At 48.1% G+C, this 21285-nt stretch carries 23 protein-coding genes and 3 pseudogenes; 16 read left to right on the forward strand and 10 right to left on the reverse strand.

Annotated elements, in window-relative coordinates:
* The first annotated feature begins 42 nt into the window (after positions 1–42).
* The 16 genes and pseudogenes from puhA to sdhA all read left to right on the forward strand — a co-directional run bounded on the left by puhA (position 43) and on the right by sdhA (position 11901).
* A complete protein-coding gene (gene puhA, locus CKO12_RS07230; RefSeq protein WP_200154070.1) occupies positions 43–822 on the forward strand; it encodes a photosynthetic reaction center subunit H in 780 nt (259 codons plus the stop codon).
* Positions 819–1436 (forward strand): photosynthetic complex putative assembly protein PuhB, encoded by a 618-nt coding sequence (gene puhB, locus CKO12_RS07235; protein ID WP_200154071.1) that lies wholly within the window; start codon positions 819–821, stop codon positions 1434–1436. Before puhA ends, puhB begins: the two co-directional genes overlap by 4 nt.
* Positions 1437–1469: 33 nt before the next feature.
* The gene (puhC, locus tag CKO12_RS07240) at positions 1470–1943 is read left to right on the forward strand and encodes a photosynthetic complex assembly protein PuhC (RefSeq protein ID WP_200154072.1); all 474 of its coding nucleotides are present in this window, start codon (positions 1470–1472) and stop codon (positions 1941–1943) included.
* Between the two features lie 154 nt (positions 1944–2097).
* Positions 2098–2874: a putative photosynthetic complex assembly protein PuhE gene (puhE, locus tag CKO12_RS07245; protein ID WP_200154073.1), complete on the forward strand. Its 777-nt coding sequence runs from the start codon at positions 2098–2100 to the stop codon at positions 2872–2874.
* Positions 2875–2919: 45 nt separating this feature from the next.
* Positions 2920–3276: pseudogene (locus tag CKO12_RS14900) on the forward strand (dCTP deaminase); the annotation flags it as partial.
* 63 nt (positions 3277–3339) lie between these two features.
* Positions 3340–5193: pseudogene (locus tag CKO12_RS07250) on the forward strand (LAGLIDADG family homing endonuclease); the annotation flags it as partial.
* Between the two features lie 6 nt (positions 5194–5199).
* Positions 5200–5418 (forward strand): annotated as a pseudogene (locus tag CKO12_RS14905) (dCTP deaminase); the annotation flags it as partial.
* A complete protein-coding gene (locus tag CKO12_RS07255; RefSeq protein WP_338032711.1) occupies positions 5415–6200 on the forward strand; it encodes a queuosine precursor transporter in 786 nt (261 codons plus the stop codon). The pseudogene CKO12_RS14905 and the gene CKO12_RS07255, both read left to right, overlap by 4 nt.
* 39 nt (positions 6201–6239) lie before the next feature.
* Positions 6240–6473 carry a hypothetical protein gene (locus CKO12_RS07260; protein WP_200154075.1) on the forward strand — a complete coding sequence of 78 codons (234 nt, stop codon included), beginning with the start codon at positions 6240–6242 and terminating at the stop codon, positions 6471–6473.
* Between the two features lie 28 nt (positions 6474–6501).
* Positions 6502–7371, forward strand: a complete 870-nt coding sequence (locus tag CKO12_RS07265) for a metal ABC transporter solute-binding protein, Zn/Mn family (RefSeq protein WP_242466247.1) — start codon at positions 6502–6504, stop codon at positions 7369–7371.
* Positions 7368–7886: a molybdenum cofactor biosynthesis protein B gene (moaB, locus tag CKO12_RS07270; RefSeq protein WP_200154076.1), complete on the forward strand. Its 519-nt coding sequence runs from the start codon at positions 7368–7370 to the stop codon at positions 7884–7886. Before CKO12_RS07265 ends, moaB begins: the two co-directional genes overlap by 4 nt.
* 3 nt (positions 7887–7889) lie before the next feature.
* Entirely contained in the window at positions 7890–9128 is a 1239-nt protein-coding gene (locus CKO12_RS07275; RefSeq protein WP_200154077.1) for a molybdopterin molybdotransferase MoeA, read from the forward strand.
* A 9-nt stretch (positions 9129–9137) separates the two neighbouring features.
* On the forward strand, positions 9138–9392 hold the full coding sequence (gene moaD, locus CKO12_RS07280) for a molybdopterin converting factor subunit 1 (RefSeq protein WP_200154078.1): 255 nt from the start codon (positions 9138–9140) through the stop codon (positions 9390–9392).
* Between the two features lie 24 nt (positions 9393–9416).
* Complete coding sequence (gene sdhC, locus CKO12_RS07285; protein ID WP_200154079.1) at positions 9417–9803, forward strand: succinate dehydrogenase, cytochrome b556 subunit; 387 nt, start codon at positions 9417–9419, stop codon at positions 9801–9803.
* Positions 9800–10144, forward strand: coding sequence for a succinate dehydrogenase, hydrophobic membrane anchor protein (gene sdhD, locus CKO12_RS07290; RefSeq protein ID WP_200154080.1), 345 nt, complete (start codon positions 9800–9802; stop codon positions 10142–10144). Before sdhC ends, sdhD begins: the two co-directional genes overlap by 4 nt.
* A complete protein-coding gene (gene sdhA / locus CKO12_RS07295; RefSeq protein WP_200154081.1) occupies positions 10141–11901 on the forward strand; it encodes a succinate dehydrogenase flavoprotein subunit in 1761 nt (586 codons plus the stop codon). The genes sdhD and sdhA overlap by 4 nt, the downstream gene beginning before the upstream one ends.
* A 60-nt stretch (positions 11902–11961) precedes the next feature.
* Here sdhA and CKO12_RS07300 read toward each other — a convergent pair whose 3' ends face one another.
* From CKO12_RS07300 to nuoH, 10 genes are all read right to left on the reverse strand, one after another.
* Positions 11962–12441: a Na+/H+ antiporter subunit E gene (locus CKO12_RS07300; protein WP_200154082.1), complete on the reverse strand. Its 480-nt coding sequence runs from the start codon at positions 12439–12441 to the stop codon at positions 11962–11964.
* Positions 12442–12443: 2 nt separating this feature from the next.
* The gene (locus CKO12_RS07305) at positions 12444–12836 is read right to left on the reverse strand and encodes a 4Fe-4S dicluster domain-containing protein (protein ID WP_200154083.1); all 393 of its coding nucleotides are present in this window, start codon (positions 12834–12836) and stop codon (positions 12444–12446) included.
* Between the two features lie 156 nt (positions 12837–12992).
* The gene (gene nuoN / locus CKO12_RS07310; RefSeq protein ID WP_200154084.1) at positions 12993–14432 is read right to left on the reverse strand and encodes an NADH-quinone oxidoreductase subunit NuoN; all 1440 of its coding nucleotides are present in this window, start codon (positions 14430–14432) and stop codon (positions 12993–12995) included.
* Between the two features lie 60 nt (positions 14433–14492).
* Positions 14493–15059 carry a hypothetical protein gene (locus CKO12_RS07315; RefSeq protein ID WP_200154085.1) on the reverse strand — a complete coding sequence of 189 codons (567 nt, stop codon included), beginning with the start codon at positions 15057–15059 and terminating at the stop codon, positions 14493–14495.
* An 86-nt stretch (positions 15060–15145) separates the two neighbouring features.
* Complete coding sequence (locus CKO12_RS07320; protein ID WP_200154086.1) at positions 15146–16723, reverse strand: NADH-quinone oxidoreductase subunit M; 1578 nt, start codon at positions 16721–16723, stop codon at positions 15146–15148.
* A gap of 18 nt (positions 16724–16741) precedes the next feature.
* Positions 16742–18748 (reverse strand): NADH-quinone oxidoreductase subunit L, encoded by a 2007-nt coding sequence (gene nuoL / locus CKO12_RS07325; protein ID WP_200154087.1) that lies wholly within the window; start codon positions 18746–18748, stop codon positions 16742–16744.
* 55 nt (positions 18749–18803) lie between these two features.
* The gene (gene nuoK / locus CKO12_RS07330) at positions 18804–19109 is read right to left on the reverse strand and encodes an NADH-quinone oxidoreductase subunit NuoK (protein ID WP_200154088.1); all 306 of its coding nucleotides are present in this window, start codon (positions 19107–19109) and stop codon (positions 18804–18806) included.
* Positions 19106–19729 (reverse strand): NADH-quinone oxidoreductase subunit J, encoded by a 624-nt coding sequence (locus CKO12_RS07335; protein WP_200154089.1) that lies wholly within the window; start codon positions 19727–19729, stop codon positions 19106–19108. The genes nuoK and CKO12_RS07335 overlap by 4 nt, the downstream gene beginning before the upstream one ends.
* Positions 19730–19741: 12 nt before the next feature.
* The gene (nuoI, locus tag CKO12_RS07340) at positions 19742–20233 is read right to left on the reverse strand and encodes an NADH-quinone oxidoreductase subunit NuoI (protein WP_200154090.1); all 492 of its coding nucleotides are present in this window, start codon (positions 20231–20233) and stop codon (positions 19742–19744) included.
* Positions 20234–20247: 14 nt separating this feature from the next.
* Positions 20248–21282 carry an NADH-quinone oxidoreductase subunit NuoH gene (gene nuoH / locus CKO12_RS07345; protein ID WP_200154091.1) on the reverse strand — a complete coding sequence of 345 codons (1035 nt, stop codon included), beginning with the start codon at positions 21280–21282 and terminating at the stop codon, positions 20248–20250.
* Positions 21283–21285: the final 3 nt, after the last annotated feature.

The raw sequence follows: 21285 nt of genomic DNA on the forward strand, positions 1-21285 counted from the left end.
CCATTTGCGGCTAGTTATTCTCAATCCTACGGAGGTTATATCGTGTCTGCTGCCCTCACTGACTATCTTGATGTTGCCCAAATTTCGATTTGGGCGTTTTGGTTCTTTTTCGCTGGGCTGGTCTACTATTTACACCGCGAAGACAAGCGCGAAGGGTATCCGCTGGAATCCAGTCGCACTGATCGGTCTGGTGGGCGCGTGAAGGTGGTTGGTTTCCCTGCAATGCCCACGCCAAAAACGTTTGTTCTGCCTCACAACGCTGGCACCGTTTCTGTGCCACGTCAGGAAGCAGTGGCAGCCGTTAATGCGACGCCAGCCGCACCATTTTCTGGCGCACCGCTGATTCCAAACGGTGATCCGATGCTGTCAGCATTCGGACCGGGCGCATCACCTGATCGGGAAAAACATCCTGATTTGACCCACGAGGGCGCACCGAAAATCGTGCCGCTGCGTGTTGCCACTGATTTCTCCATTGCAACCCGTGATCCTGATCCACGCGGCATGACCGTGATCGGATTGGATGGCGAAGTGGGCGGCACCGTGACTGATGTGTGGGTGGATCGTTCTGAGCCGCAAATTCGTTATTTAGAAATGAAAGTTGCACAAGGCGGTAAACAAGCATTGTTGCCGATTAACTTCTGCAAATTCAATAAAAAAGCGCGGACAATCAAAGTATTAGCCATCAAAGCAGCGCATTTTGCTAATGTGCCGGCTTTGACTAATCCTGATCAAGTTACGCTTTTTGAAGAAGATAAAGTTTGCGCTTACTACGGTGGCGGCAAACTGTATGCCACTCCAGAACGTGCCGAGCCGCTGCTGTGAAGGAATACGACTTCGAGCCAGTTCGAGGCTTGCCGGAACAACTTCCAGCGGGTGAGGAAGTGCTCTGGCAAGGTGCGCCCAGTTGGACCGCATTGGCACAGCGTGCCTTTCATGTCCGCACCGTTGGGTTGTACTTCGCGCTGCTCGTGGTCTGGCGCCTCGCCGTCGATTGGTCTAGCGACTCATCGGTGGCGAGTGCGTTATTAGGGGTGCTTTGGATCATCATTTTGGGCGCAGTCGCGGTTGGCGCACTCGCCTTGCTGGGTTGGGCGATGAGTCGCGCCACGATTTACACCATTACAAATCAACGGGTTGTAATGCGCGTTGGCGTAGCAATTCAGATGATTATGAATTTACCCTTCAAACAGATTCGCGCTGCAGATTTGAAACGTTATGCCGATGGCACTGGTGATATTCCGCTGCTATTAGCAGAAACAGCGCATCCGTCATACATTATCTTTTGGCCGCATGTGCGTCCTTGGCATTTTTCGCCACCGCAACCCATGTTGCGCACCATTCCTGATGCTGAAAACGTTGCGGCACTTCTTGCTGATGCGCTCAAAGCGTATGCAGCAGAACAAGTAACGAATACGGCTGCCGATACTGCTGAATAACATTCAGAACTTTTTAATCAATGAGGTTTTCCAGTGAGTGAAGCATTTGGTCAGCGTCCATTCCCCCGGGGCGTATTGATCGCAGTCGCGTCTTTATTGGCTTTTATCATTGTGATGATTAGCATTGCGCGATTGACGGGAATGAAAATGGATCAAGCGGAAGTCACTCCTGAAGTGCAAGCGCGTGAGATTCGTTTCCAAGATGTTCCTGATGGTGGGCTTGCTGTGTATGATGTGAATACCAGTGAATTAATTACCACCTTGCCACCCGGTGAAGGTGGTTTCATTCGCGGCGTATTGCGCACGATGGAAAGACAACGTAAAGGTTATCATGCAACGCTTGCCGAACCTTTTCACTTAGCGCGGCGCGAAGGTGGTGATATTACATTGCGCGATCCCATCACTAGCATTCAACTTGAATTAAAAGCCTTTGGTGCCACCAATGCAGCCGCTTTTGCAACCTTACTACCACCGCCATTAGCCCCAGCGCCGCCGCAACAACAATAGTATTGTTATGCGCGAATACAAATTCAATCAATAAATTTGTCAATTCTCGCCTCGTGTGATGCGGTGCCTTCATTCAATAATACGCATTGACTTGCGTTAATCCTCGGCTGACACCAACTCGGTTCTGAAGCAGCACGATAGTTGGGTTTTATTCATGTCTGACTTCGGTATTCCGATTTTATTTGCCTTAGGACTATGGTGGTTTAGCACCGGCGTGGTTCTCTATGTCGATAATTTACCTGGACGAACTTTCCACTGGACCATGCTCGGCGGTGCGGCGGTGCTGGCTATTGCAACTTTTGGCTTTGTTGTGAGCAGCGCCACCATGACTGTCGTGATGAATTATGCCGCCTTTACTTGCGGCATTATCATTTGGGGAGTGTTAGAAATGAGTTATTTCACTGGGTATGCAATTGGCCCGCGCAAAATTCCTTGTCCCGAACACTGTTCGCATTGGCAACGGTTTGGTCTGGCTATTATGACGAGCCTGTACCACGAATTAGCCATTATGGTCACTGGTCTATTTCTCATTATTATTTCGTGGGATGAACCCAATCAAGTGGGCACTTGGACTTTTATGGTGCTGTGGTTGATGCGCTGGAGCGCCAAGTTAAATTTATTCTTTGGTGTCCCTAATCTCAATGAAAATTGGTTGCCAGAACCGCTCCGCTATTTGAAAACCTATATGATAAAACGCAGCATGAACCTGTTATTTCCACTTTCAGTAACTGTTGCAACGGTCGTTGTCGTATTGATTATTTTGAAAGCGATGGCATTACAAGTGACTGATGCGGAAGTAGTGGGATTTACGCTGGTTGCAACCTTATTAGCATTAGCCATTTTAGAACACTGGTTTTTAGTGTTACCGATTCCTGATGAAGCACTTTGGCGGTGGGCACTGCCAGCAAAACAGAGCAACCCGCGCCGCTAGAGTGTCAATTGATCACCTATTTAACTTTGGTAATGAGAAGACGCGATGACGATTAAATCTGATCGGTGGATTCGACGGATGGCTGAACAAGGAATGATTGAGCCATTTGAACCTTTTCAGGTGCGGGAAGGCGCTCACGGGCGCGTGATTTCTTATGGCACATCGAGCTATGGTTACGACGTGCGCTGCGCTGATGAATTCAAAATTTTTACCAATATCAATTCGACTATTATTGATCCAAAAAACTTTGATTCAAATAGCTTTGTTGATTTCAAAGCTGATGTTTGCATTATTCCACCCAATTCATTTGTATTGGCGCGTACAGTCGAATACTTTCGTATTCCGCGTAATGTATTGACCATTTGTTTAGGAAAATGTTTAACGGCAGAAACCCGAGTTGTTGATGCTGAATCTGGCGCGTATCTTCCAATTGTTGATTTTGCTTTTGGCCGCATGACCATTGGAATGCAAGATTGGCATTTGAAACCAGTTAAAGTTGGAGGATTTCTGCCGCAAGGTATTAAACCCGTTTATGAATTGACGACTAAAACTGGCTTAAAAATACAAGCGACGGCAAATCATCCTTTTCGCCAATTACATGGTTGGACAGCATTAAATCAGTTGAAACGAGGTGATCGGATTGCTGTTGCGCGTGAGATTCCTATTTTTGGTAAAACTCCATTGCCTGATTGGGAAGCAATTTTACTGGGTTTAATGATTCCCGAAGGGCAATGTAAAACACCTGGTTATAGTCCGACCTTTAGCACTGGTGACGCAGTATTGGCTGATTTAGTGAAGCAGTGCGTAAAAAATGGTGGTCTGGGTGAAGTGACGTTTAATGGTCAATATGGCTATCGTTTAGTGAATAAAGCTGGGCGGGGAGGAAAACCAGAACGCAATCGTGCTTACCAATGGCTTATTCAGCATCAATTAAATGTGACTGCTGAGAGTAAATTTGTTCCACAGGCGATCTTTATGTCGCCTAAAGAAACGACGCGCTTGTTTCTAAGGGCGCTTTTTTCTGGTGATGGAGGTGTTTACCGTAGTGGCGAGGTTTTTTATATTGAGTATTACTCAAAATCACGTCGTTTAATTGAAGATGTTCATCACCTGTTGTTACGGTTTGGCATTTTATCGCTGATTCGTCACAAAATAACAGCGATTAACACAGATGCCTATCGTGTTCAAATCACAGACCGAGAACAAATACAGCGGTTTGCAAAAGAGATCGGTTTTTGGGCAGAGTCGATTAAACAGGTGCGCTTAGAACAAGAGATATTACCAGCATTCAAAGATGCGCCTCATCGGTTGCGCAGCAACTTTGATACGTTACCGCAAGCAGCTTGGGAATTGATGAAGAATGCTGTTTTATACGCAGGGACAAGCCTAAATCAGTTGGTGGTTAGCACTCGTCCGACACAATCGCTGCCATATACTTTAGCTAATCAAGTTGCTGTGGCTACTCAATATGATGAGCTTTCTCTTTTAGTTGATGGACCTGTTTGGGATGTCGTCACTGATATTCAGTTTATTGGTGAAAAAGAAGTGTTTGATTTAAACATTCCTAATGTTCACAATTTTCTAGCGAATGACATTATTGTTCATAATTCGACGTATGCACGTTGTTTTAGAGGAGATACTCGCGTTGCATTAGTAGATGGTTCTGCGCCAACATTAGAAGAAATGGCTATTCGTGCTGAACAAGGAGAGTTGTTTTGGGGCTATAGCATTGGTGCAAATGGTCGCTTGATTGTAACGCAACTCGATGCCCCTCGCTATATTGGACGCGATAGTTTAATTGAAATGAAATTAGATAATGAGAAAAGTATCTTTGCGACACCCGATCACTTATTTATGTTGCGCGATGGACACTGGATGACTGCTGGTGAGCTGAAACCTGGGGCTTCGTTAATGCCATTATATCGGCAACTCGCACGAGGTTATGAAATGGTTTATCAGCCGTTAAATGGTCATTTATATCCTACGCATCGTTTAGCAGATGAATGGAATTTGCGTCATGGTTTGCCTAAAAATCATCGTCATATAGAACATGCACGACAAGGTGAACGCATGAAAGCGGTTCGGGAACGTAGTCCAGATAGACATCTGCGTCAGGCTGAACTTGCCAGTCTATTAAACTGTGATCGCGCTGTGTTTGGACGTTTTCCGCATATCATTGATTCATTTCGTGGACACAAAACCGCAGAAAAACAAAACCATAAAGTGGTTTCTGTACGACCGATTGCAGGTGATCATGATGTTTTTTGTTTAACTGTTCCTGAAGCAGGTAATTTCGCACTAGATAACGGTGTTTTTGTTCACAATTGCGGCATTATTGTGAATGTAACGCCTTTAGAACCGGAATGGGAAGGACATGTCACTTTAGAGTTTTCTAATACCACGCCATTACCTGCTAAAATTTATGCAAATGAAGGTATCGCACAAATTTTATTTTTTGAATCTGATGAAATTTGCGCAACATCTTATAAAGACCGTAATGGTAAATATCAAGGACAACGCGGCGTCACCTTACCAAAGTCGTGAACACAACCGTAGTATTGGGAGCATTTGATCGTCCCACCCGTTTGTTTATCATTCTTGGTGGCTTTTTCATTTGTAATGCCCTCATTGCTGAATTCGTTGGCGTCAAAATTTTTGCGCTTGAAGCAACGCTCGGCTTGCCGCCCGTTCATTGGCATCTATTGCAACACACGGGTTCTTTGAATTTTACGGCAGGCGTGTTGTTATGGCCGGTCGTTTTTGTGATGACCGATGTCATTAACGAATACTACGGACAACGCGGAGTACGCTTTCTTTCTTATTTAACTGTGGGCTTGATTGTATATGCGTTTGTATTCGCTTATCTTGCCATTGAATTAGTGCCAGCCGATTGGTGGGTGACAACGCAAACTGATAGTGGGGTGCCAGATATGCAGGCAGCATTTCGGGCAATTTTTGGGCAAGGGTTGTGGATTATTATTGGTTCAGTCGTTGCATTTTTAGTGGGGCAATTATTAGACGTTGCGTTATTTCAGGCTATTCGTCGCGTTACTGGACAACGTTATTTGTGGCTGCGGGCAACCGGATCAACCTTTGTTTCGCAACTCGTCGATAGTTTTGTCGTTTTATATATTGCTTTTGTGTTAGGTCCGCAGCAATGGTCTATTGATTTATTTTTGGCAGTTGCCGTAGTCAATTATGCTTATAAAGTTGTGATCGCATTGTTATTAACACCTGTTATTTATATGGTTCATGCTGTAATTGATCGTTATTTAGGTGCGAGTTTTGCGGCAGCGCAACAGGAAAATTGCACCAAAGTGGTCTAAACTCAATAACAAGTGAAATTAGAGTTGAGGAGCACGCTCATGTTACTTTCTGGGGTCAATCAGGTGGGAATGCGCGGGTTGCAATACGGCATGGAAGGCTTGCGCCAAGATGCGACTGAACTTGCGGATGCACGTCAATTAGAGGGCAATGCGGATAACATTGCTCCGCCATTACTGGATGAAAATTTGCAGTTACAACAGTTGCAATCCGCAGCAAAAGTGATTGATGTGGGCACTGAAGTATTTAGAACCACGATTGATATTACTGCTTAATCCATAACAATACAGAGTGAAAAGAAAAATGATGCTGCGACTGTTTTATTTACTCTGTTTATTGATCCCGCTCGCGGCACACGCGGCGCCGTTGCACGTTTTTGTCAGCGTACTCCCGCAGCAAATGCTGGTTGAACGTGTCGGCGGGGCGCATGTCGTCGTGGAAACGTTGGTCAAACCCGGCTCTAGTCCGCACACCTACGAGCCAACGCCCAGTCAAATTGCGCGGTTGGCGCGAGCGGATTTGTACGTTCACATCGGGATGCCGTTTGAAGCCGCGTGGCTGCCGCGCATTCAGGCGACCAATCCGACGTTGCATCTGATTGATGCCCGTTTGGGTATCGCGCTGCGTCCGCTTGCCGCGCATTCGCACGACGAGGACGCAGCGGCGGCGCACGACCACGCCGCGCTTGATCCGCACATTTGGACGAGTCCGTTGCTGGTCAAGCAGATGGCAGCGACGCTTGAAACCACGCTCGCCGCGCTCGACCCCGCTCATGCTGCCGACTATCGCGCCAATCTCACCAATTTTATCAACGAGTTAGATGCACTTGACCGCGACATCCGCGCCGAATTAGCTAGCGTCACTGCCCGCCGGTTCATGGTCTTTCATCCGGCGTGGGGCTATTTCGCTGCCGCGTATGGGCTGGAGCAGGTTCCGATTGAATTGAGCGGCAAAGAACCCAGCGCCCAACGGTTGGCGGCGTTGATCGAACAGGCGCAACGCGAAGGCGTGCGCGTGATCATCGTCCAGCCGCAATTTCCGCGCAAAGCTGCCGCGCAAGTCGCGCAAGCGATTGATGGCACAGTAGAAAGTGTTGATCCGCTGTCCGCAGAATACTTCGCCACCCTGCGCCAGCTCGCCCATCTCATCGCCCACTCGGCACCGCAACCATGAACGACCGCACCTTTCTCCCGCTCAATCTCGCCGTGCTCACCGTCTCCGACAGTCGCGGCGAAGAACAAGACACCTCCGGACACTTTCTCAAACACGCCGCTGAAACCGCCGGTCATCGCGTGGTCGCCAAAAACATCATCCGCGATGACATTTACCAACTGCGGGCGGTGTATTCGCGCTGGATCGCGGATGCCGCCGTCCACGTCATCATCAGCTCCGGTGGCACCGGCATCACCGGCCGTGACTGCACCCCGGAAGCGGTGAAACCGTTGCTGGATAAAGAGATCGCAGGTTTTGGTGAGCTCTTTCGGCAGGTGTCATTGACCGAAATCGGCACCTCCACCGTGCAATCCCGCGCCTTCGGCGGCGTCGCAAACGGCACCTTTATTTTCTGTTTACCCGGCTCGCCCGGCGCGTGTCGCACTGCGTGGGAGCAGATTTTGCTGCCGCAATTGGACAACCGCACGCGCCCCTGTAACTTTGCGCAATTGATCCCGCGCCTGCTTGAGCACTGAAAAATGACGACATCGAATGCCCCACGCCGCCAGATTTTGAGCAAACAGGAAGCGGTGGATTTTGTGCTGGCGCAGGTCGCGCCGCTGACTGAGATGGAAATCGTCCTGCTGGACGCCGCGCTGGGACGTGTGCTCGCGCAGCCGCTGGTGAGCGCCATCAACGTGCCGAGTTGGGATAACAGCGCGATGGATGGTTACGCCATTCGTCACGCCGATCTTGCCGCGCACAATGGGCAATTGCCCGTCGCCCAACGCATTCCCGCTGGCAGCATTGGCGTGGCGTTGGAGCCGGGGACGGCAGCGCGGATTTTCACCGGCGCACCGATTCCCGCTGGCGCAGATACGGTCGTGGTGCAGGAAAATTGCGAGCGTGATGGCGAGTGGGTGCGCATTCCGCTGGACTGCAAAGCCGGCACCAATATCCGCTGCATCGGTGAAGATGTCCGTGCTGGCGCGGAAATCTGCGCTGCGGGAACGCGCCTCGCTCCGCAACACCTGGGTTTGGCAGCGACGATTGGCGCAGCGCAGGTGACGGTGTATCGACGGTTGCGCGTGGCGGTGTTGACCACCGGCGATGAGCTGGCGCAGCCGGGTGAAGCGTTGCAGCCCGGGCAAATCTACAATTCCAATCAATTCATGCTGCACGGAATGCTGCGGGCGTGGGGCTGCGAAGTGGTGGAGATCGGCATCGTCGCTGACAGCCGTGAGGCGACAGTGGCGGCGCTGCAACGCGGGGCGCACACCGCCGATTTAATCATTGCCAGCGGCGGCGTCTCGGTTGGTGAGGAAGATCATTTGAAACCGGCGCTGGAGGAACTCGGCAGTTTGGCGCTGTGGAATATCAACATCCGTCCTGGCAAGCCGGTCGCGTTTGGCACCATCGCCGGTACGCCGGTGCTCGGAACGCCGGGCAATCCCGTGTCGCTGTTTGTGACTTGCTGTTTATTTGCGCGACCGCTGGTGTTACGGCGGCAAGGCATCAGCGGCGATCTCGCGCCGCGAGTGTTGAAAATCCGCGCTGGTTTCGCGTGGACAAAACCGGATAAACGCGCCGAATTTCATCGCGCTCGCCTCCAAACTGGCGCTGATGGCGAATTGGAAGTGGCGGTATTTCCCACCCGTTCCTCGGCGGTGGTGTCGTCGCTGACGTGGGCAGATGGATTGATTGAACTTGCGCCGAGGCGGGTGATTGCGCCCGGCGAAATGGTTGATTTTCTGCCGTTTGCCGATTTACTGCACTGAGATAACCACTTGATCCAACTGCTTTATTTTGCACAATTGCGCGAACAACTCGCCTGCGCCAGCGAGACGTTGCACCTGCCGCCTGAAATCAACACGGTGGCGGCGCTGCGCGAGCAGTTGCGGCAGCGCGACGGTGCGTGGGCGAGCGCATTTGCGCCGACTGCGCTGGTATTAAGTGCGGTCAATCAAGAGCTTGCAGCAGCCGCTACGCCGATTTGTGACGGCGACGAAGTGGCATTTTTTCCGCCAGTGACGGGCGGCTAACTGTTTCACAGCTTGAATATCAATATGAATCACTTAAAACCGCGTCCCGTCTTTTTAACGCTTTGGCAGATTCAACTGCCGCTGCCGGGTGTCGTCTCGATTCTGCACCGTCTCAGCGGAGTGGTGATGGTGCTGGCGCTGCCGGTCGCCGCAATTGTGGTTGAGCGGGCGCTGGCCTCGCCGGACGGATTCGCAGCGACTGCGGCATTTCTGACCAGTTGGACGGGCAAGCTGGCGCTGCTGCTGATGCTGTGGAGCCTGAGCCATCATCTGCTCGCGGGGCTGCGTCATATTCTGCTGGATGTGGACATCGGGCTGGAGCGGGACGTCGCCCGTCGCAGCGCCCAAATCGTGCTCATCGCTGCGCCAATTCTCACCGTCGCGCTGGTCGCGGCTGGACTCAGCGCATGAGCCGCCACGCTTCCGGTCTCATGGCGTGGCTGATCCAACGCGCCAGCGCCGTTTATCTCGCGCTGTTGATGACTTACTTGTTGATTCATTTCACTTTTTACGCGCCAGCCGATCACGCGGCGCTGGTGACGTGGATCACGCAACCGCTGGTCAACAGCGGGCTGTTGTTGGGAATTCCACTGCTGCTGATCCACGCTTGGGTCGGCATCCGCGACGTGTTGATTGATTACGTCCACCAGCTTGCCCTGCGTCTCAGCTTATTGATGTTATTCGCTTTTCTATTCATCGCTACCGGACTTTGGTTGTTCAAAGCGATCATCACCGCCGGAATCCAGCCATGACTGTTCCCACTCGTCATTTTGATGCGCTCATCATCGGCGCAGGCGGCGCGGGGCTGAATGCCGCGCTGCAATTAGCCAGCGCCGAGCTGCGCGTTGCCGTTGTCTCCAAAGTGTTCCCGACGCGCTCGCACACCGTCGCTGCGCAGGGTGGCGTCAATGCGGCGCTCGCCAATGTGATGCCCGATTCGTGGCATTGGCACATGTTCGATACCGTGAAAGGTTCGGATTATCTCGGCGATCAGGACGCGATTGAGTTTATGTGCCGCGAGGCGATTCCGACTGTGTACGAGTTGGAACATGCTGGAGTGCCGTTTTCGCGGCTGGCGGACGGCAAAATTTATCAACGTCCGTTTGGTGGGCAAAGTCAGCATTTTGGCGGTGAGCAGGCGGCGCGGACGTGCGCGGCAGCGGATCGCACGGGACACGCGATTTTGCACACGCTGTATCAGCAAAACATCCGCGCTCGCACCCATTTTTTTGATGAGTTTTTCGCGCTCGATCTGGTGCGCGATGCTGACGATGTGATCTGCGGGGCGCTGGCGCTGGAAATTGAAAGCGGGCAGCCGCTGTTGATTGAAGCCAAAGCGATTTTGCTGGCGACTGGCGGCTGGGGGCAGGTCTTCCGCACCACGTCAAATGCGCACATCAACACCGGCGATGGTGCGGCAATGGCGTTGCGAGCGGGCATCCCTTTGATGGATATGGAGTTTTTCCAATTTCATCCGACCGGAATTGCTGGCAAAGGAATGTTAATCAGCGAAGGCACTCGCGGCGAAGGCGGCTACCTCATCAATAAAGACGGCGAGCGATTTATGGAACGCTACGCGCCGCGAGCCAAAGATTTAGCCAGCCGCGACGTGGTGGCTCGCGCCATCGTCACCGAGGTCAAAGCGGGGCGCGGCTGCGGAGCACACGGCGATCATGTGTTGCTCAAATTGGATCATTTGGACGAGGCGCTGATTGCCAAACGGCTGCCGGGAATTCGGGAATCGAGCAAAATTTTCGCCGGCGTTGATCCGGCAGTCGCACCGATTCCGGTGTTCCCCACTGCGCATTACGCGATGGGCGGCATTCCGACCGACCGCTTTGGGCGGGTGATTGTGCCTGCCGGACGCGGTGAGGAAGTGGTGGCGGGGCTATATGCGGCGGGCGAATGCGCTTGCGCCTCGGTACACGGCGCGAATCGGCTGGGCGGCAATTCGCTGCTCGACATTCTCGTGTTTGGGCGGCTGGCTGGGAAAGACATCATTGATTTTGTAAAAGAAAATCCATATCAGCGCCCGACTGCGGCAGCGAGTTTGGAAACGGCACTGGCGCGATTGACGCGCTGGGATCAGCACGGCGCGGGAATTGCGGTGGCGACGTTGCGGGCAGAATTCCGCAAATGTATGGAAGATCACGCGGGCGTATTTCGCACCGAAGACGTGATGACAGAAGGCTATAACAAGCTGTGCGCGTTGCGCGAGCAATTAGCAGATGTGCGATTAAGCGATCATTCCAAAGTATTCAATACGGCGCGAATTGAAGCGTTGGAATTAGTGAATATGATGGATGTAGGAATGGCAATTGCGGTATCGGCATTGCAACGTCGTGAAAGTCGCGGGGCGCATTCCCGACCGGATTATCCAGCGCGTGACGATCAGAATTGGTTAAAACACAGTTTATATTATCAAGATGGCGACCGGATGGATTATAAACCTGTGCGCACCAAGCCATTAACTGTTGATTCTTTTCCGCCGCAAGCGCGGGTGTATTAAGTAAAACTTTATCTAAACCTGCGCCCGCTTTGTGACATCAAGCGGGCGTTTTTGATGTGTTTAAATCCGCATAATGCCGCGTTCCATCTCACCTTTAATGATTTCACCAGCTTGTTCAGGAGTGGCATCTTCAACTGCCAGCCAATGAATATAAACCGCTTCCGGTTCCATTTCTAAGGTGATGGTGCCGGGCGTTAAAGTAATGCTATTAGCGAGAATTAAACGCTGATACGGCGTGGTTAATTGCGTGGGAACCCGCACGATGCCGGGGTTAATTGGCAACTTAGGATTAAGAACCCGCATTGCCACATCAACGTTAGCCAACACCAACGCTTTCAAAAAGATCGGAAAATACGCCAACAAACCCAATACACTCCATTGCCGCGTGGTGGTTTCTGCCGGAATAGTCAACCACACGATGACAGTAGTAATGACGATGCCAGCGAGGATTTCTTGGTAGTGAAAAGAATTGGTTAATCCCAACCACACCACGAATAAAACCGCGCCCCACTGCATTTGATTAACGCTAATACGCTGCATAATTAACAATCCTTGGGCATGTATAAAAAGCTATTGGCATCCGCACTAGCATAGCTGTATTCACTGTCAAGCCGCAAGGAATCTGGACCGCAAACATCGGTACATAAACCACACCAACAACAGCGCCCATAATCAATACGAGGCACCAAACCGCTGGCGTTTTTAGGATTGATTTTTCCCACTGCTTCGACCATATCAATGGCTTCATTCATACAGATGTCTTGGCAGTTTCCACACCCAACACACAGGCTCAAACTATTCAAATGAAACCCACGATAACCAATCACATCTTGGCGTTTTTCTAATGGATAATTTAAAGTATGCGGTTGTTTTACCGTGAATTTAAGCGCACCAAAGGGCTGAATGAGCCCCTTAATATCAAGAGTCCAAGCCATGAGAATCACCTTGCAATTGCGGTGGAAATCGGTTGTCCAGCAGCGCGTCAATTGGGTTTAAGCAATGCTTGTTTGCGAGCGGTTGCTGAACGTCGCGATGAAATTAAGTGCGGGGAGGTGGCGACTGATGGTTATCAGTCGCCGTTGGATAGCAGATTAAATGAAAGCGGATTGGCAGAGGGATAACAATGCGGTTGGAAATAGCCCCAGCATTAAAAGAATTAAACCGTTAAATGTCATTGCAAACCGCACGCCACCAGTGGTGACAAGTGGCGGTGCATTCAATACGGCACGATCAAAGTAAATGAACTTAATCACGCGCAAATAATAAAATGCGCCAATGACCGAGAAGAATACTGCCACTAATGCTAACCACAAAAGATCAATACGAATGACCGCTTCTAAGACTAATAACTTCGCCATAAAACCAACAGTTGGCGGCACTCCAGCCATAGAGAACATGATGATCGTCATCATTGCCGCATACCAAGCATCACGATCATTTAATCCTTTTAGGTCTTCAAGCGTTTCGGCATCAAAACCTTTACGGCTTAAAATCAACAAAATACCAAAGGCACCAGCCGCCATGAGCGCATAGACAATCGCGTAAAACATTGCCGACGCATATCCTTGCGTTGATCCCGCCAGCAGACCGAGAAAAATAAAACCAACATGTGAAATCGTCGAATACGCCAACATTCGTTTGATATTCGATTGCGCAATTGCCACTAAATTGCCAAGTCCCATAGAGAGAACGGCTAAAATCAGCAGCATTCCTTGCCAATCCGCGTGTAATTCCTGCAATCCATCAACCAGCATCCGCGTCGCCAAAGCAAAAGCCGCTATTTTTGGTGCGCTACCTAGAATTAAAACTGCGGGTGTTGGTGCGCCTTCATAAATATCGGGTACCCACATGTGAAATGGCACCGCGCCAAACTTAAAGCCAATACCAATCACTAAAAAGACGATACCAAATACCAATACTTCATTCGCCATACCCTGTTCAGAAACCGCTTGCGCGACCGCGCCAAACTCAACACTGCCGGTAGCTCCATACAGCATGGAAATTCCATACAGCAACATGCCAGAACCAAGCGCACCCAGCACAAAGTATTTCATTGCCGCTTCCGCGCCTTTTTTCGACTCACGATCAAAAGCAACTAACGCATACAAAGACAGGGCTTGCAGTTCAAGACCAAGATAAACCGTCAAGAAACTATTTGCCGATGCCATAACCAACATGCCAAGAACTGCAAATAGTCCTAGAACGTAAAATTCACCCACCAACATATCCCGATCTTTTAGCCAAGGACGGGCGTAAATAAATCCCAGCACGCTAACAACGAGAATGGCACCTTTTAATAAATCACTGATGCCATCTTGAATCAGATTGCCATCAAAGAAAATCTGACGATCACCGCCACCAACAACGCCAGTGAGCGCAATTGCGATGATTAGACCAATCAAAGTCAGCGTGTGATTCACATCTTTGTTTTTATCTTGCAAATAAAGATCAACCACAAGCACTAAACAAGCTGTGATTAAAACAGCGATCTCCGGCAAAATGGCGATCAGATTAGCGACATCAAATTGCATGTGGTTTATCCAAAGTTCTGAGACATCGGGTGATTCTGAGAAACCAATACTGAACTTATCTCAGTGATGCGGTGTGTATGGTAGTGAAGAATGATGGAGATTAATTAGCAGCTTACCATTGCCATCTTTCACATAACCAAAAGTAAACTCAACTTTTGTTTCTTTACCAGTCTTGGCGTCAGTGAAATAATAATTCCCCATCGCCGTCGCTGAATGCGTGTTGACATCGATTCCTGCATTTTCAAACCTTACCTTACTCCAAGGTTGAATCGCAAAACCATGATCTTCATGTATGTTTCCGGTTACAAAATACGAAATTGCATCCGTTTTATTCAAGCGAAACTGCCGTTCAGCAGCCTTTGTAGGCTTAAACAAAACAGTGCCTTCATCGTAAGCGTAAAGGTTATCGACAACTTGTGCAGCCAACGCTTTATAATTTTTTCTTTTTGTATATGCGTTGCCAATTGCGACGATAGCATCCGCCCATTCTTTTTGGGCGCGGACAACATCATCTTCAGAAATGCCAGTGATAACGCACTGCGCACTCTGATATGTTTTCAGTGGCGACGCCGAGCAACCAAGTATTGCTGGGAACACTAACAATAAAAGAAGTAACTTCTTTGTCATTATATTACTTCCTTTGCCAAGATGGATTCAAATTAACCGTTAGGTACACGCCATTTCGGTTAATTAACAACTCGCTAAATGCAACCTTAGTTGTTCGGAACGGCTACGATTGGCTCAGGATGTGTCAACACACAATCGGAACGTTCAGAACTAGGCAACTTACAAGTGGTGACTTGAACTACTAAGTTTTCAACTGTCGTGTGCATAACGTTGACCAAAGGTGCTGGCCAAATACCGAGCGCAAGCACTGCAATTGCTAAAACTGCAAGATTAAATGTCTCGCGTTGGTCGATGTCTTTTAATGCTGCAACCTTGTCATTTTTTACTTCACCGAAAATAACACGCTTAACCATCCATAAGGTAAAAGCGGCTGCCAAAATTAATGTCATTGCTGCAAGCACTGCCCACCAAAAATCGGCGCGAAATGTTGCCAAAATGACCATGAATTCACCAACAAATCCTGATGTGCCCGGCAGTCCGGCATTTGCCATTGCAAAAAAAACGACAAAAGCGCCATACCAAGGCATGGTATTGATTACCCCGCCGTAGTCTGCAATTTCCCGTGAATGAACTCGGTCGTAAAGCACACCAACACAAAGGAAGAGCGCTCCAGAAATAAATCCGTGTGAAATCATCTGTACCATGCCGCCTTCAATGCCCATGATAGAACCAGAAGACAACGCTGGATTTTGCGCAATGGTGAATACAATGAAGAAGCCGAGCGTTACAAATCCCATGTGCGCAATAGAAGAATAGGCAATCAGCTTTTTCATATCCTGCTGCACGAGCGCAACAAACCCGATGTAGAGAATAGCAATCAGTGATAATGCAACAATTAGCCAAGTGAGTGAAGCACTTGCATCTGGTGTAATTGGCATGGAAAAGCGTAAAAATCCGTAGCCACCAATTTTAAGCATGATTGCCGCTAAAATAACTGAGCCACCGGTTGGCGCTTCCACATGCGCATCTGGTAACCAAGTGTGCACCGGAAACATGGGCACCTTTACCGCGAAAGCGAGCAAAAAAGCTAAAAAGATAAGTGTTTGGGCAGTGATGCCTAGCTGCATTTCTTGAAAATCTAAAATACTAAAACTGCCAGATTGAAAATACATATAAATCAGTGCGACCAGCATGAACACCGAGCCGAGAAAGGTGTATAGGAAAAATTTAATAGTCGCATAAACGCGATTGGGTCCGCCCCAAACGCCGATGATAATAAACATCGGAATCAACATCGCTTCCCAAAACACATAAAACAAAATGCCATCCAAAGCTGAAAAAACACCAACCATGATGCCATTCATAATCAGGAACGCAGTCATGTATTGTGCAGGTTTATATGTAATGACTTCCCAACCAGCAACAATCACAAAAATTGTGATAAACGTTGTTAACACAATCAGCGGCATTGAAATCCCGTCAACGCCTAAATAATATTCAACGTTAAATGTTGGTATCCACGCTGATCGTTCAACAAATTGCATCTGTGCCGTATTGGAATCAAAACCAATCCACAACCCAATACTTAATAAAAACGTGAGCACTGCAAAGAAAAGCGCGGTCCATTTGGAAATACTAGGAGACTTTTCGCCACTCGCCAAAACGACGATACCACCAACAATAGGCAGCCAAATAACTAACGTCAGCAAGGGAAATTCATTCATTGCATGTGTCTCAGCGCGTCAAAACATCACGAAGAATGTCAAAAGGCCGATTAGCCCGACGATCATCGCAATAGCATAATCATAGAGATAGCCAGTTTGCAGGCGACGTGCCCATTGCGCCATGTGCGCTACACGCCACGCCGAACCATTGACGATCATCCCGTCAATAAGCGTTCGATCACCTGTCAACCACAGCATCCGTCCTAGGTCACGGCTACCACCAGCAAGAACGCGCTGGTTAAAATCATCAAAGCCATATTTATCTTGCAGAAGCTGAGTAACTGGACCACCAGCCGCCTGAATTTGAGCGTCAATCTTTGGATTCCAGCGGAATACTGCCCACCAAATAATGATTGCTAAACCTAAACCAGTCATTGCTAAAAAGAATGGTAAAGCGGTGATTCCATGTTGAACAAATGCGGCTTGACCATGCCAATGCTCACGCAAGTGATGCAAAGTGTCGTGTTCATGTGCAACAACAATTGGATTCCAATTTCCAGAGGCAAACCAATTATCTATTAGCAAAGGCTCCACTGCATACCATCCAATAAAAATGGATGGAATCGCTAACAGTACTAGCGGTAAAGTTACAACCCAAGATGTTTCGTGCAAGTGATGTTTCGTATGTTCATCCATACGTTCCTTGCCGTGAAAAACTAGGAAGTACATCCTAAAGCTGTAAAGCGCCGTAATTAAAACGCCTACGGTCAGTAATAGCGTGGCGTAGCCTGAACCAAAAATTTGGGAAGAACCAACGGCTTCAATAATCGCGTCTTTAGAGAAAAAACCAGAAAATCCGGGAAATCCAATCAACGCTAACGAGCCAAAAAGAGCAGTCAACCAAGTAATTGGCATGTATTTACGCAGACCACCCATCTGACTAATGTCTTGCTTATGATGCAACGCAATGATTACAGAACCTGCCGCTAAAAACAGTAAAGCCTTGAAAAAAGCATGAGTCATCAAATGAAAGATGCCTGCGGCATAAGCGGAAGCACCAAGTGCAGTAACCATATACCCTAATTGTGACAGGGTTGAATACGCGACAACACGCTTAATATCGTTTTGAACAAGACCAATTAGCCCCATGAAAAAGGCTGTACTTGAACCGATAATTAAGATGAAACTCAAAGCCGTTTCAGAAAGTTCATAAAGCGGCGACATCCGCGCTACCATGAATACACCAGCAGTAACCATAGTTGCCGCGTGAATCAATGCTGAAATTGGTGTAGGACCTTCCATTGAATCCGGTAGCCAAACGTGCAACGGGACTTGCGCTGATTTTCCCATTGCACCAACGAATAACAGAATACAGATTAAGGTCATTAACGATGTGCCACCAAAGAGCGCAACTTCAGTGTTTGCTAATTCAGGTGCTCGCGCAAACACCTCTACATAATCCATTGAGTTAAAGTACATGCCAACGGCGGCAATGCCAAGAATAAATCCAAAGTCGCCAACGCGGTTGACTAAAAATGCTTTGAAGTTAGCAAAGATCGCAGTTTCACGAGTTGACCAGAAACCAATCAATAAGTAGGACACTAAACCAACAGCTTCCCAACCGAAAAACAACTGCATGAAGTTATTGGACATTACCAACATCAACATGGAAAAGGTAAACAGGGAAATGTAACTGAAAAACCGTTGATAGCTGTTGCGCCCTGTAAGCGCACCATGTGGCCAGTTATGTTCGTCGTCAGCCATATATCCGATGGTATAAATATGTACCATCAATGAAACAAAACTGACTGTAGCCATCATTAATACAGTCAATTTATCGACTAAAAAGCCAACTTCAAAGTGTATTCCATCTGACACCATCCAAGTGTAAATGGTGTCGTTAAAAACTGGTTGGTCATGCCAGATGAACTGCGACAACACCCATAATGAAAGCGCAGCAGAAACGCCAACGCCAACAATCGTTACCGAATGCGCACCGCGACGCCCAATTTTACCGCCAAAGAAACCGGCGATAATGGCACCGATTAGCGGTGCGAGCACAATAGTCAGGTAGACGTTTTCCATCTCTTCGTTGGCTCTTTACGCTGATCTTGTGAGGGGGATGAACAACATTTCTAAATTAACCTTTTAATGCGTCGAGGTCTTCAACGTTGATTGTTCTCCGCTTGCGGAACAGTACAACTAATATCGCTAATCCAATTGCAGCTTCTGCCGCTGCTACGGTGAGAATGAAAAAGACAAATACCTGCCCCGCCATATCATCAAGGAAGTGCGAGAAGGCTATGAAATTGACGTTCACTGCCAAAAGCATCAGTTCAATGCACATCAAAAGCAAAATAACATTTTTACGGTTTAAGAAGATTCCAGCAACAGCAATGGAAAACAGCAAACCGCTGAAAACTAAGTAGTCGGAAAGTGCAATCATGCCGAATCTTCCTTTTCAAAAGGTTCTGAAGCCATTTTAACAATCCGAATCCGATCAATCCCTTTTTTGACAAGCACTTGACGCGCCGGATCAATATACTTGTTTTCAGGACGTCGCCGCAGTGTTAAACGAATTGCTGCAACAATTGCAACTAATAAAATGACCGCCGCAATCTCAACAGGATAGAGATAAACCGTATACAGCAAAAGTCCCAATTCTCGAGTATTATTGAGACTGGAATCTGCCGCATCAGGTGCCGGAAACGCTGACAGGTTAAAGGTTTCTGAACCAACAACCAAAAATATCTCAATAGCCATTACTAGGGTAACAATCGCCCCTAAAGGCAAATAACGGATAAATCCGGCACGCAAAGCAGCAAGATCAATATCGAGCATCATTACAACAAACAAAAATAGCACCATTACGGCGCCGACATAAACAAGGACTAAAACAATCCCTAAAAATTCAGCTTCTAACAAAATCCATAGTGCTGCGCTTGTTACAAATGCTAATACTAAAAAAAGCACAGAATGAACAGGGTTTCGCCGCGTAATCACCATGCCTGAAGCCCAGAGAGTGATGAGCGCAAAGACGTAAAAAAGAAATTTTTCAAAGCCCATGATTCATCTCGCTCAACGGTAGACTGCATCAGCTGTACGCGCTGCCGCAATCTCAGTTTCATATTGATCACCGATAGCGAGTAACTTTTCTTTAGTCATTATGTTCTCACCACGATTCTCAAAGTGATATTCATAAACATTTGTTTCAACAATAGAATCAACTGGACAGGATTCTTCGCAAAACCCACAGTAAATACATTTGAATAAGTCAATTTCATAACGGGTCGTACGCCGCGAACCATCTGCACGTTCTTCACATTCAATGGTAATTGCTAATGCTGGACACACCGCTTCACAGAGTTTGCAAGCAATACACCGCTCTTCACCATTTGGATAACGACGCAACGCATGTAACCCACGAAAACGCGGCGATAATGGCGCTTTTTCTTCTGGGTATTGAACTGTAAATTTACGCTCGAATAAATAGCTACCGGTCAAAGATAATCCTTTGAACAGTTCCACCATGAACAAGCTATGGAGATAGTTGCGCGCAGTTTTCAGCATGGGTTGTCTCTGGTTCAAGCGGACCACCATGGCGGTAGCTTATAAATGACCGCGAGTGCCACAATCAAAATCCAAACAATCGTGATCGGAATGAAAACTTTCCAGCCTAAACGCATAATCTGGTCATAGCGATAGCGTGGAAATGTTGCCCGAAACCACAAGAATAAAAACATAAAGAAAAACGTTTTTAACAATAACCAGTGAAAGCCATCATCAAGCAAAAAGACGCCATCTACCAAGGTTTGTGGCAATGGCGATAACCAGCCACCTGCAAAAAGTAACGCCGTCAATGCTGACACAAGGATCATGTTGGCGTATTCGGCTAAGAAGAAAATTGCGAAGGTCATGCCGGAATACTCGACATGAAAACCAGCAACAATTTCCGATTCACCTTCTGCGACGTCAAAGGGCGCACGATTCGTTTCAGCGACGCCCGAAATTAAGTAAACGCCAAACAGTGGCAACAATGGCAACCAATACCAAGTGAATACATGACCTGCTTGGGCATTTACAATATCACCTAAATTCAAACTTCCGGCAGCAACTAATACACCAACAAGCGCAAATCCCATAGCAATTTCATAGGAAACGATTTGCGCAGCTGAACGCATTGCTCCGAGTAAAGCGTACTTTGAATTAGAAGACCAACCAGCAATAATAATTCCATATACACCCAGCGACGTCAGCGCCAAAATGTATAGCAGACCCGCATTAATATCAGCCAGCACTAGTTCTTCATCAAAAGGAAATACTGCCCAAGCGGCTAATGCTGGCGCAAGTGCAATAACAGGTGCCATTAAAAATAGCGTTTTATCAGCCTTAGTTGGAATGATGATTTCTTTCATCATTAACTTGACTGCGTCAGCAATTGGCTGCAACCAACCGCGCCAACCCACGCGATTAGGACCAATGCGTACTTGGATATAACCAATTACCTTACGTTCAGCATAAGTGTAATAGGCAACTAATCCCAATAAAGGCAAAACAATCGCTGCAATTTTAAGTAAAATTTGCAAAACCAGTGGCAGCGCGTTCCAAAGTTCAATCATCTT

The sequence above is a fragment of the Chromatium okenii genome (assembly GCF_016583745.1).
Lineage (GTDB): Bacteria > Pseudomonadota > Gammaproteobacteria > Chromatiales > Chromatiaceae > Chromatium > Chromatium okenii.